Below are 11,624 nucleotides of genomic sequence, written 5' to 3'. Positions count from 1 at the left end.
CGGCGGTTCGCGGGGGAGAGCGGGATCGGGGCGACGGGCATGGGACAACCGGAAAGGCGCGCGGGCATCGGCAGGCGCCGAAGTGCCGTCTCCACTAGTGCGAATGTTATAACATTACAATCGCTGGTGGGAGCCCCACGCGACTCCGTCCACGGCGCAGCCGTCACCGGACCGCACGGCGCGGCCGGAGGGAGCAGGCGGGGGCGGGACGCGTGGGCGGAGACGGGCATCGACGGGACGGCTGACGCGACGGGTCGCGTGAAGTGGCACGTCACCGCGAACGAGGCCCAAGCCCGGGGCCGCCGCGAGGACGGCCGAGCGCTTCGACACCCACCAGGACACCCCGCCCGATGCGTTTCGCGTGTGACCACGACTGACGGCAGGTCTCCTGGCTCGCGGGTCACCGCCCTCTCATCGTCTTCCCAGGCCGGACAGGCCCAGTGACGTGTTGATGAGGGGCTCGCCGCTCACAGTTGCGGGGGCAGCCGCGGCCTCGGGCTCTCGCCCTCACCGCGTTCCCTTTTGATCCTCGTTAACGAGGAACCGTCCCGGACAGGCTAGGCGGTTTTCGGGGGGGCGGTCAAACCGCCCCGGCCGCCGGCCTGTGGGAAAGCGGGCGGGCGATGCCGCCACGGGGACGAATCCCGCCCGGGGACGAATCCCACCGTGAAGCGTTGGCCCCGCGTCGACGCAGCGGGCTGTGACCGAGCCGAAGGAGCAGGAGGCACGATGTCGGATGACGGAATCACGTTCGAGCGGATCCGCGAACGCGCCCATGAGATCTGGGAGCGCAACCACCGCCCCGAGGGATTCGAGGTCGAGTTCTGGCTGATGGCCGAGCGGGAGCTGCGCGCCGAGCGCGCCCGCAACGAAGCGCGGACGGCGGTGCCCGAGCCGCAGGAGGGCGCCGGCTCCTGACGCGGCAGGGCTTCGGGACCCGGCCATGCGCGCGGGGTCGGCCGCCGGTCGGGCGACCCCCGGTGCCGATGCGGCCTGAACGGGCAGGATGCGCAGAGCTTGACGGGCCCATGCCAACAAAGAGGCTTCCGCTGTCCTGACTCCGGCCTTATGCCGAAGCGCGATGCGTCGCGCGATTCGATTGAGACTTCCAGGGAAGTTGCAGACGCTGGGGGCTCGATTGAATCTCGCGATCCATAGTCCGATTTCGCGTCCGGCCGTCGATGAACTGAAGCAGGGTCGACCTGTCGGTGTCGCGAAGTCCGCGCCCCTGTATTCCATTCAGATCCTGCGATGCATCGTGGCATCGTTCGTGATCATGGACCACGTGCTTCTGAATTTCACGGCCGAGACTCTCTACGGGTACGATCTGAAGAGCATCGCCTGGATGTTCGGTGATCTCGGCGTCGAGACCTTCTTCGCCATCAGCGGTTGCCTGATGATGGTCACGTCGGAGGACAAGTTCGGCCAGGCGGGCGCCCAGGTCGGGTTTCTCAAGAAGCGCTTCCAGCGGCTGATCCCGCTCTACTGGCTCATCTCCGCGCTGCTCCTGTTCGCCATCGTGCGCAAGCACGCTCTCCCGCCGCTGAACGAGATCGCCGCGTCGTTCCTCTTCCTGCCCCTGGTCAATTCCGCCGGCGAGGTCCGGCCGATCCTGACGCAGGGATGGACGCTGAACTACGAGATGCTGTTCTACGTCATCTTCGCCTTCAGCCTGCTGTTCGCCAAGCGGACCGGAATCCTCGTCCTGTGCGGGGTCTTCCTTGCCCTGTTCGGCATCGGCCTGTTCGAGAAATCCCTGCTGGACACGCGCTCGCCCGCGACCACGCTGCAATTCTGCACCGACCCGATCATCCTGACCTTCCTGGGCGGTGCCATGGCGGGCCTGCTCCGCCCGACGCTGGCCGCCCGCTTCCCCGCCGCCCTGCCCGCCCTGGGGCTCGCCCTCCTCGCCGCGGCTTTGCTCTGCCTGGTCGGCGGCGCCGCGATCCTGGCGGACGATGCGGTGCCGCGCCCGGTCGCCGTGAAGTGGGGCGTGCACGCCGCGGCGGTCCTGGCGGTCCTCGCCTGCCTGATTCCCCACAGGGCGCCGGAGAGCCTGATCGCCAGGAGCCTGAATCTCCTCGGCGACGCGTCGTTCTCCACCTATCTCGTGCACACCTTCGCCATCCGCTGGGGCTTCATGCTGGTGGCGGCTTTGTCGATCACCAGCGACATCGCGAAGGTCGTGCTGCTGCTGGTCTTCGCGAACCTCCTCGGGCTCGCCGTCCACCTGGTCCTCGAGCGGCCGCTGCTCCGCGCGGTCCGGTTCAAGCCCTTCGCCACCTTCAAACCCTTCGCCACCTTCAAGCCGTTCGGCCGACGCGGCTGAACGGCGCCCGTCCCGCGGCCCGCGAGGCACGCTCAACGCCCATCCGCGCGATGGTCATCCCGCTTCACGGGCAAGTCTCGTCTTTGGCAAGTCTTGTCTTCGGCAAGTCTTGTCATGGGCGCGCCCCGTCATGGGTAAAATGTCTCACGAGTAAGACGTCTTATGGGCACGATGTCTCATGGGCACGGGGTCTCATGGGCGAGATTTCACGGGCGCGTCTTTCGGCGGATACGGCTTCGGCCCGGGCCGAGGGGCGGATGGACTTGACGGCCGCCTTCGATGTGCAACGATAGTCTGCCCGATGGCGTTGAGGGGGGCAGATTCCAGCGCGTGCCGCGCTGATGTCCGCCCCTTGGGAAACCCTCGATGAACCGGTCGCCCGATCAGGCGCATGATCCCGAGCGTCTCGTGGACGCTCCGCCGGCCCGGTCCGTCCGGGTGGCGCTCGGCCGTCTCCTGCACGGCGTCTCGATCCTGGCCGCCCTCGGCCTTGGCGTGGGACTGACCTTCGCCTGGGTGATCTTCCTCTGCTGGGCGGCTTATGGGTTGCTGTGGCTTGTAATAGGATGACGACCGCAGTGCAGCTTGAATGCTGCAAAGCACAAATCTGCTCTTTATTTCTGCTTGTGTCCTCCAAATACCTAGGTAGTCTCGCCAGCGTTGGTGTTGGTGCGCACATGCTGTTGATCTGTTTCGCCTCGCTCGGAGCCGCCGCAAGCCAGGCCGTTCGCCTGCCCGGATTGTTCGTGATCGTCTCGCTGCTGGCGGTCGCCATCGGCGTCGAGGGCGCCCTCGAGCATCGCGCGATCGGGATCGTCCTGGCGGATGCGATCTGGATGCTCGTGGCGGTCGAGGCGACCTATGTCGCGACGTCCCTGCTCTGGAACTCCGAGCCCACGCCCGTCTCGCCCCGGAAGGCGTGACCGTCCGACACGGGCGGGCGACGCGACTCGCGATGAGTCAGCGTGGCAAGGTCAACGCGAAAAGATCCGGGTCCTGATCAGCAGCCGCAGCAGGAGCATGCCGGCCAGGGTGCCGAGGAGTGCTCCCATGCCGCTCGCCGCGAAATCGACGACCTGGGCGGTCCGGCCCGGAATCCAGGACTGGCCGATCTCCAGCACGCCCCCGAGGGCCACGAGCGGCAGGGCGATCCGCCACCAGCGCCGCGCGCCGTAGCCGAGGACGAACAGCCCGGCCGTCCCGCAATAGGCGACGGTGTGCTCGATCTGCCCGGGCAGCGAGGTGCGCGCCTCCCATTCCCGCGGAATCCACGAGAGCCAGACCAGGGCGGCGACGCTGAGCCAAGCCGCCACGCGGAACAGCTTCGGATAGGCGGCGTGGATTCGCGACATACCTGCTCCCGTCCTCCGGCCCCTGCCCGGCCGCTGCCTTGCCCGGCCCTTGCCTTGCCCAGCCCTTGTCTTGCCCGGTCGCGCCGGGGCCGCGGCCACCGCAGCGCAGCGCGGGCCCTGCGACGTCCTACAGGATGGGGAGCGGATGCGGATAGGGGATCGGGGGTGACGGCTCGCTGAACGGCGGAGCGGACATGCACCGCCGCGGCGAACCCCGCAGCCGCTGAGACGAAGTCTCACGCGCGGTGCAGCGAAACGCTGCCCGGTTCGATCTTCGAAGATGTCGTGAAGTAGAATGGCGCGCCCGAAAGGATTCGAACCTCTGACCCCCAGATTCGTAGTCTGGTGCTCTATCCAGCTGAGCTACGGGCGCCTGCGACCGGTGGGCGTTGCCGCCGCCCCGGTGTGAGCGGGTGTTTAGAGGCTCCCTTTTGCGCTGGCAACCCTGGCCGGGCAGATTTTTCGCGCCGGGCGGAATCCCGTTCTGTCCGGGCGCGACCGCGCGGGCGCCGGGACCGCAGCCCTGCCCCGGGCCGCGTCGGGGCCGAGCGCTCGACCGAACTGTAACCGGGGATTTGGAAGTTTTCTCGCGATCAGCGACGCATTCGGAGGCGATCCTGGATATCCGCACCGATCAGGTCCGGTCCTGTGCTTGGGCTGATCTTGTCATGTCATCCGCCAAGACCTGTCACAACAAGATGGAACATTTATGACAACGCGCCGGCTTGGCCATTCGCGTCCGAATGCCTGAGCTTTGGTTTGAATTTCTGGGCTCTGTTTCGAGTTCCTGGGCTCCGGCCTGGAACGCTTTGCCGTCCTGCCGAATTGAGAGGGACTTTCGCCCGTCGCGGAGTCGCAGACGGATCGCAGCGTCCCAGACTCAGAATTACCAAGGAGAATGCCGTGAAACGGTCCCTGACCACCCTCGCCATCCTGACGGTCCTCGGTGCGGGTTCGGCCTTCGCCCAGACCACCGTGACCGGCACCCCGGCGCCGGACGCCAAGTCCAGCGCCACCTCCGGCGGCCAGGAGGCCGTGACCCGGCCCAACACCGACAAGCCGGACGCGACCAAGCCCGCCACCGCCAAGGCCGCGTCCAACGCCAAGCTCGAGGAAGGCGCCAACAGCTTCACCGAGGCCCAGACGCACCACCGCCTCACCGAGGCCGGCTACAAGGACGTCAAGGGCCTGACCAAGGACGACAAGGGCATCTGGCGCGGCGAAGCGGTGCTCGACGGCAAGCCGGTCAAGGTCGGCGTCGACTTCAAGGGCAACGTGGCGGCCCAGTAAGCCCGCCCCGGCCCCTCCCACCCTCGTCCGCCCACAGGAGTACCCCATGGCCCATCAGACCATCACCGCCCTGTACGACGACTACAACGATGCCAGCGCGGCCGTCTCCAAGCTGGAGGCCGCCGGCATCGCCCATTCCGACATCAGCATCGTGAGCAGCAACGAGGGTGACCGGCATGCCGGGCGCCTGCGCGGCACCACCGACCTCGACGCCCCCGTCCACGGCGACACGCCCGAGAAGGCCTCCAGCGGCGCCGGTGCCGGTGCCACCGTCGGCACGGTCCTGGGCGGCGCGGCCGGCCTGCTGACCGGCCTCGGCCTCCTGGCGATCCCGGGCGTCGGCCCCGTGGTGGCGGCCGGCTGGCTCGTGGCCACGGTGACGGGCGCCGGCATCGGCGCCGCGGCCGGCGGCCTCGCCGGCGGCCTCACGGGGGCGGGCCTCAGCGAGACCGACGCCCACACCTACAGCGAGGGCGTGCGCCGCGGCGGCACCCTCGTCACCGTCCGGGCCGACCAGACCCACGCGGCCCGGGTGATGGACATCCTCGAGGAGCACGGCTCGATCGACGTCGACGAGCGCGCGCAGAACTGGCGGGCCGAGGGCTGGACCGCCCCGCAGGCGGCCGCCGCCACCTCGCCGGACGCGATCCCGGGCAACGCCCTGGGCGGCACCGTCGAGGGCCGCAACCGCGTGCGCGCCTACCCGACCACCCCGGTCTGAGCCTCCACCCCGCCGCCCGCTCCGCGCGGGCGGCCCGCAGGCCGCACGAGAGACCCCGGCGCCTTCGGCACCGGGGTTTTTCGTGTTCGAAGAGGCCGGGACGATGCTTCGGAGGACGGACGCGGATGCGCGCCCGGGCCATCGCCATGGGCGGGGCCGGTCTCTCGACGAAGTATCGGGTAAAGGTGGGTCCCGGAGCCGAAGCTCCGGGTTCTGTTTCGACGGTTACCCTACCGCAAGATGCTTACGCCGCGAGGCGGGCATCCATGACAACGTTATCGTTGGCATTTAGAGTTTTGGCCAAATGCCCGAAACAGGGGTTGCCTGCGTCGAACCGGTCGAGTCCTTACCGACAGCCGCATCGTCCCGCACCGAAGTGTGAGCGAACTCGCGATCCCTTTACCGCCCAGTCGATCCTATTTCGCCCCCATCAGAAGACCACCATCGAGCACGGGCCTGCCGCAGCGGATGGGCTTGTGGTGGAGGCGCCGGAGTACTGCCCTCCGGGTCCTGAAACGTTATTACGAACCGGTCATCAACCGCAGGCCCGATATAGGCGAAAACGCCGCGCGGGTCCAGCCGGCGCGCTATCCCGCCGCACCCGCCGGAGGCTCCCCTGCTGGCGCCGTCTCCCGTGCCATCTCCCGCGCGAACCAGTCGGCGTAGGGCGTGGTGCGGGCCATGTGGCGGTTGAGGTCGGGCGCGCCGTCGTCCCACCAGACCGGGCCGCGCTCGCCCAGGCCCCGCTTGGCCGCGTCGACGGCGCGGCGGGCCGCGGCGACGGCCTCCGGGTCCTCCGCCGCCTTGCCGGCCTTGACGGCCCGGCGGGCATCCATCAGGGCGGCGACGAGGGTCTCGCGCGTGGCCGGTTCGAGATCGGGCCGGGTCCGGCGCCAGAGACGGCCGCGCACCACGAGGTAGCGCCCGTCCGGGGTCACCAGCGGCGGGGGCTCTGTCCGCGGCGCCGCGTCAGGCCGTGGCGCGGCTCTATGCCGTGGCGCAGTTCTATGCCGTGGCGCGGCCTGGGCGATGGACCTGCTCCTCGATCAGGGCCTCGACGGCCGCGATGGTGTTCTCGAGATCGGCGACGCGGCGCAGCACGCTGTCGGGCGGCAGCATCTCGATCCTCGCGGCTTCGGTGATGAGGGTCCTCTGAGCGTCCTTGAGGCGTTCGAGGAGAGATTCCAGGTCTGACATCGTTCGCCTTTAGCGGATGCCAGGGGCCCGCCGCAATGCACATCGGCGCAGGTGGGCCGAGATATCCTTGGGTGATCTGGCGGCTATTGTCCGGTCGCGCGCCGAAATCCGGCGCGCGACCCGAGGTCTGGGTTCGGGTGTAGATCTCAGTTCGGGTGCAGATTTCAGTTCGGGTGCAGATTTCAGTTCGGGTGCAGATTTCAGTTCGGGTGGAAGACCACCTTCACGCAGCCGTCCTGCTTGTCGCGGAAGGTCTTGTAGAGGTCCGGACCGTCGGCGAGGTCGGCCGACCGGTGTGTGATCAGCGAGGTCATGTCGAACTTGCCCGCCTGGATCAGCTTCGTCAGCGTCTCGAGGTAGCGCTTCACGTGGGTCTGGCCGCTCTTCAGGGTCAGGCCCTTCTGCACGATCGAGCCCATGTTGACCGGCACCGGCCCGCCATAGACGCCCGGCACCGAGACGATGCCGCAGGGGCGCACGGCCTTGATCGCCTCGGCGAGCACGTAGGGGCGCTCGGTCGAGGTCAGCTTCTCCTGGAGGGTGCTGAGCACCCCGGCGATGCCGTGGCCGGCCGTGGCCTCCATGCCGACGCAGTCGATGACGCCGTCGGCGCCCTCCCCCTTGCTGATCTCCAGGATGCGCTCGAAGACGTCCTCCTTCATGAAGTCGATGACGTCGGTGGCACCGTACTTGCGGGCGAGCGCGAGCCGCTCGGGTACGGTCTCGATCGCGATGATCCGCTCGGCGCCCATGATCTTGGCCGACTGGATCGCGAACAGGCCGACCGGTCCGGCGCCCCAGACCGCGATGATCTCGCCGCCCTTGATCTCGCAATGCTCGGCGCCCTGCCAGCCGGTGGGCAGGATGTCGGTGAGGAACAGGACCGACTCGTCGTCCATGCCCTCAGGCACCTTCATGGGGGCGACGTCGGCCATGGGCACGCGCACATACTCGGCCTGGCCCCCGGCATAGCCGCCGGTGAGGTGCGAATACCCGAACAGGCCCGCCGTGGTGTAGCCGAACTGCGCGGCCGCCATCTCGGCGTTGCGGTTCGAGCGCTGGCAGACCGACCAGTTGCCGAGCAGGCACTGGCGGCACTCGCCGCAATTGATGTTGAAGGGCACGACGATGCGGTCGCCCTTGCGGAACTTGGTGAAGCCGGTCCCGACCTCGACCACCTCGCCCATGAACTCGTGCCCGAGGACGTCGCCCGCTTCCATGGTGGGCATCTGCCCGTCCATCAGGTGGAGGTCGGAGCCGCAGATCGCGCAGGACGTCACCTTGATGATGACGTCGCGGGCATCCTCGATCCGCGGATCGGGGACGGTGTCGCAGCGGATGTCGCCCTTGCCGTGCCAGCACAGTGCCTTCATGGCGGATCTCCAGTCGCCCGGGGGCCGGAATGTCCGGCGCGCGGTCAGAATCGGGTATGGGGGAGGCGGTGGCCGGGAATGGGCCTTCCGGAGGAGAAGATGCCCCGGCGGCGCCTTGTTCCCCGGCGGGGCCTGTCTCGGTTCCCCGGCGGGGCCTGTCCCGGTTTCCCTGGCGGGGCCTGTCCCGGTTTCCCTGGCGGGGCCTGTCTCGGTTTCCCTGGCGGGGCCTGTCTCGGTTTCCCCGGCGGGGCCTGGCCGGTGGAACGGGGGCGGCGTCCGCCCCGTTGGCCCCGCGATCCGCGCCGGGCTCCGGGCCCGGCCGGGTGGCTTGCCCGGGAAGGCCGCATGCTGCTCCTCGTCCTGTTCCTCCTGTTCCTGGCGACCCTGGTGCTGATGGTCGTCCAGCGGCGCCATATCGGCCGGCTGACGTCGTTCGCGACCCTGCTGGCGACGGTGATGCTGATGATCTGGATGCAGGACAACGGCCTCCTGCCGGGCACCCGGGGGCGCTACAGCGACGACCGCCCCCACACGAGCCTCGATCCGCCCCGGCCCGCAGCGCCCGTGCCGGCGGCGCCCATTCCTGCACAGGCCATTCCTGCACAGCCCAATCCTGCACACCCCACGCCCGCAGCGCGCGCGCCCTGACGGGCCGGGCCGTCACAGCCCGGCCCCCGTGTCGCTGGATCGCGCAGGGAGGCATGGACCGTTCCGGCCGATCGTGCGTTCACCGCACGGCCCGAGCACGCGTCTTGCTCGGGGGTCCGAGTTCGTTTCATGAGCTCGGGTCCCGCATGGGCCGTCCGGGATGCGATCTGCCGGGCGGAATCGGGGCCGACGACGATCGAGGGGTAGAGGGGCCATGGCGAAAATCCTGCTGGTGGAAGATCACGAGGAGATCTGGGACTTCCTGTCCCGCCGGCTGAAGCGGCGCGGCTACGACGTGATCCTGGCGCATGACGGCGAGTCCGGCGTGCAGCAGGCGCGCACCGGCCAGCCCGATGTCATCCTCCTCGACATGAACCTGCCGATCCTGGACGGCTGGTCGGCGGCCCGCGTGCTGAAATCCGGCAGCGACACCAAGGGCATCCCGATCATCGCCCTGACTGCGCACGCCATGTCGGGCGACCGCGACAAGGCGATCCAGGCCGGCTGCAACGACTACCACCCCAAGCCGGTGGATTTCTCCAAGCTGCTCACCCAGATCAATGCCGCGGTCGGCCCCCAGGCGCCCGCCATCGCCTGAGGCGCCCGCCTCCGTTCGAGGCGTCTCTCCGGACCGCCGCGCGCGCGTCCGGCGCGTCGGCCGCCGCGTCGCTCACCCCAACGAGACCCATCCCCAGCATGAGCGACGATCCCATCACCGCCCGCCTCCTGAGGCAGGCGATGCCGGTCTTCACGACCCTGGCCTCGTGCCTCCTCGTGATCACCATCGCGGCGGCCCTGTATCTCGGGCGCGACATCTTCGTGCCTGTGACGCTCGCGATCCTGCTGAGCTTCGTCCTCGTGCCGGGGGTCCGCCTCCTGCGCCGCATCCGGGTGCCGCGCGCGCTCGCCGTCCTCGCCGTGGTGCTCACGGCCTTCGGGGCGCTCCTCGGGGTGTCGCTCCTGATCGCCAACGAGGCGGCCCAGCTCGCCTCGGACCTGCCGCGCTACCAGGTGACGATGCGCGAGAAGATCGCCTCCCTGAAGGAGGCGACCGCCGGCAGCGGCACCCTCTCCCGCATGGTCGACATGGTGCAGGACCTCAGCGCCGAGCTGCAGCCGGATCCGAACGCCACGACCCCCGAGGGCAGCGCGGGCAGCCTCGCCCATCCGCTCCACGTGCAGATCGCCACCGCCAAGGCGGGGCTGCTCGGGACGCTGGGCGCCGTGGCCGGGCCGATCCTGCATCCCCTGGCCACCACGGGCCTGATCCTGATCTTCACGATCTTCATCCTGCTGCAGCGGGAGGACCTGCGGAACCGCGCGATCCGCCTGGCGGGCTCGGGGGATCTGCGCCGCACCACCGCGGCCATCGACGACGCGGTGGCCCGCCTGAGCCGGTTCTTCCTCGCCCAGCTCGTCCTCAACATCGCCTTCGGCGTGGTGATCGGCTTCGGCCTGTGGTGGATCGGCGTGCCGAACCCGATCCTGTTCGGGGTGCTCGCCGCGATCATGCGCTTCGTGCCCTATATCGGCGCGGCGATCAGCGCCCTCCTCCCCCTGATCGTGGCCGCCGCCGTCGATCCGGGCTGGAGCATGGTCATCGCCACCGCGATCCTGTTCGTGGTGGTGGAACCCATCGCCGGCCACGTGGTCGAGCCGCTGCTCTACGGCCATTCCACCGGGCTCTCGCCCATCGCGGTGATCCTGGCCGCCACCCTCTGGGCCTTCCTGTGGGGGCCGATCGGCCTCGTGCTGGCGACCCCCATCACCGTCTGCCTCGTGGTGCTGGGGCGCCACATCGAGCGGCTCTGGTACCTCGACGTGATCCTGGGCGACCGCCCGGCCCTGTCGCCCCCGGAGATCTTCTACCAGCGCATGCTGGCGGGGGACCCCGAGGAGGCGATCGACCAGGGCCGGATGTTCCTCAAGGCGCGCGCCCTCGTCACCTACTACGACGAGGTCGTGCTCGCAGGCCTGCTGATGGCACAGGAGGACCTCTCGCGCGGCACCCTCGACCGGACCCGCCAGGACGAGGTCGGCGCCGCCCTGCGCGCCGTGGTCGCCCGCCTCGGCAGCGTGCCGGGGGGCCGCGGGCTCCGGTCGGGCTCCGGCTCGGCCGGCAATTCCGAGACCTCGGCGGCCATCGCGGCGATCGGCCCCGACCGGCAGGTCGCCGCGGTGGTCCTGCGCCCCGACGACCTCCCGGCCCGCTGGCGGGCGCCGCGTCCGGTGCTGTGCGTGTCGAGCCGCGGGCCCTTCGACGAGGCCGCGACCCTGATGCTCGGCCAGATCCTCGACCGGCACGGCCTCGGGGCGCAGGTGATGTCGATGGCGCAGCTGCGCCGGGGCGAGACGCCGGACGACCTCTCGGGCATCGCCCTGGTCTGCTTCTCCTACCTGGAGCCCGTCAGCCTGTCGCAGATCCGCCTGAACGTGCGCCAGGCGCGCCGGGCCATTCCGGGCGTCCGGGTCATCGTCGGCTTCTGGCGCGAGCGCGATCCGGCCTCCCTCGACCGGCTGCGCCGCACCCTCTCCGCCGACATGCTGGTGACCACCCTGAACGGGGCGCTCGACGCGGCCCTGACCTTCGCCAAACGGGGGTGAGGCCGGGCCGGGCCGGGAGGGGGCATTTGACATCCCCCTGGCCTTGACCCACTTCTCCCCCGCGCCGACCCCCTCTCCGGACGGGTGGCGACGCCCCCCGCACAATCTGC

The 11,624-nt window shown here is 69.6% G+C and carries 13 protein-coding genes, 1 tRNA gene, 1 other RNA gene and 1 riboswitch; of the genes, 9 read left to right on the top strand and 6 right to left on the bottom strand.

Annotated features, from left to right (window positions below):
* Nucleotides 1-361: 361 nt before the first annotated feature.
* Nucleotides 362-561: riboswitch (cobalamin riboswitch) on the bottom strand.
* 168 nt (nt 562-729) lie between these two features.
* From ACXJY8_RS05955 to ACXJY8_RS05940, 4 genes are all read left to right on the top strand, one after another.
* Nucleotides 730-918: a DUF2934 domain-containing protein gene (locus ACXJY8_RS05955; protein ID WP_463777348.1), complete on the top strand. Its 189-nt coding sequence runs from the start codon at nt 730-732 to the stop codon at nt 916-918.
* A gap of 163 nt (nt 919-1,081) precedes the next feature.
* On the top strand, nt 1,082-2,329 hold the full coding sequence (locus tag ACXJY8_RS05950; RefSeq protein ID WP_463777344.1) for an acyltransferase family protein: 1,248 nt from the start codon (nt 1,082-1,084) through the stop codon (nt 2,327-2,329).
* 366 nt (nt 2,330-2,695) lie between these two features.
* Entirely contained in the window at nt 2,696-2,899 is a 204-nt protein-coding gene (locus tag ACXJY8_RS05945) for a hypothetical protein (protein ID WP_463777341.1), read from the top strand.
* 107 nt (nt 2,900-3,006) lie between these two features.
* Nucleotides 3,007-3,252 (top strand): hypothetical protein, encoded by a 246-nt coding sequence (locus tag ACXJY8_RS05940; protein ID WP_463777338.1) that lies wholly within the window; start codon nt 3,007-3,009, stop codon nt 3,250-3,252.
* A gap of 51 nt (nt 3,253-3,303) precedes the next feature.
* Here the strand turns inward: ACXJY8_RS05940 and ACXJY8_RS05935 are convergent, their stop codons facing one another.
* Both ACXJY8_RS05935 and ACXJY8_RS05930 read right to left on the bottom strand, forming a co-directional pair.
* Complete coding sequence (locus tag ACXJY8_RS05935; protein ID WP_463777333.1) at nt 3,304-3,681, bottom strand: VanZ family protein; 378 nt, start codon at nt 3,679-3,681, stop codon at nt 3,304-3,306.
* Nucleotides 3,682-3,977: 296 nt separating this feature from the next.
* Nucleotides 3,978-4,054: transfer RNA gene (locus ACXJY8_RS05930), tRNA-Arg, on the bottom strand.
* Between the two features lie 530 nt (nt 4,055-4,584).
* Between ACXJY8_RS05930 and ACXJY8_RS05925 the strand changes: the two genes are divergently transcribed.
* Both ACXJY8_RS05925 and ACXJY8_RS05920 read left to right on the top strand, forming a co-directional pair.
* Complete coding sequence (locus tag ACXJY8_RS05925) at nt 4,585-4,971, top strand: hypothetical protein (RefSeq protein ID WP_447677967.1); 387 nt, start codon at nt 4,585-4,587, stop codon at nt 4,969-4,971.
* A gap of 46 nt (nt 4,972-5,017) precedes the next feature.
* Nucleotides 5,018-5,692, top strand: coding sequence for a hypothetical protein (locus ACXJY8_RS05920; RefSeq protein WP_463777328.1), 675 nt, complete (start codon nt 5,018-5,020; stop codon nt 5,690-5,692).
* A gap of 202 nt (nt 5,693-5,894) precedes the next feature.
* On the opposite strand, the gene ssrA is transcribed toward ACXJY8_RS05920, so the two are convergent.
* The 4 genes from ssrA to ACXJY8_RS05900 all read right to left on the bottom strand — a co-directional run bounded on the left by ssrA (nt 5,895) and on the right by ACXJY8_RS05900 (nt 8,262).
* Nucleotides 5,895-6,274: a transfer-messenger RNA gene (gene ssrA / locus ACXJY8_RS05915) on the bottom strand.
* A gap of 5 nt (nt 6,275-6,279) precedes the next feature.
* Nucleotides 6,280-6,633: a hypothetical protein gene (locus ACXJY8_RS05910; protein WP_463780427.1), complete on the bottom strand. Its 354-nt coding sequence runs from the start codon at nt 6,631-6,633 to the stop codon at nt 6,280-6,282.
* A 64-nt stretch (nt 6,634-6,697) separates the two neighbouring features.
* Nucleotides 6,698-6,889 (bottom strand): hypothetical protein, encoded by a 192-nt coding sequence (locus ACXJY8_RS05905; RefSeq protein WP_463777325.1) that lies wholly within the window; start codon nt 6,887-6,889, stop codon nt 6,698-6,700.
* A 200-nt stretch (nt 6,890-7,089) separates the two neighbouring features.
* Complete coding sequence (locus ACXJY8_RS05900) at nt 7,090-8,262, bottom strand: zinc-dependent alcohol dehydrogenase (protein ID WP_463777323.1); 1,173 nt, start codon at nt 8,260-8,262, stop codon at nt 7,090-7,092.
* A gap of 345 nt (nt 8,263-8,607) precedes the next feature.
* On the opposite strand from ACXJY8_RS05900, the gene ACXJY8_RS05895 reads away from it, so the two are divergent.
* From ACXJY8_RS05895 to ACXJY8_RS05885, 3 genes are all read left to right on the top strand, one after another.
* A complete protein-coding gene (locus ACXJY8_RS05895) occupies nt 8,608-8,910 on the top strand; it encodes a hypothetical protein (protein ID WP_463777318.1) in 303 nt (100 codons plus the stop codon).
* A 214-nt stretch (nt 8,911-9,124) separates the two neighbouring features.
* Nucleotides 9,125-9,508, top strand: coding sequence for a response regulator (locus ACXJY8_RS05890; RefSeq protein ID WP_055955569.1), 384 nt, complete (start codon nt 9,125-9,127; stop codon nt 9,506-9,508).
* A 98-nt stretch (nt 9,509-9,606) separates the two neighbouring features.
* A complete protein-coding gene (locus ACXJY8_RS05885) occupies nt 9,607-11,514 on the top strand; it encodes an AI-2E family transporter (protein WP_463777312.1) in 1,908 nt (635 codons plus the stop codon).
* Nucleotides 11,515-11,624: the final 110 nt, after the last annotated feature.

The sequence above is a fragment of the Methylobacterium sp. TK31 genome (genome assembly GCF_055361545.1).
Note: the sequence above shows the minus strand (reverse complement) of the source record. Positions and strands in the feature narration are given on the sequence as shown.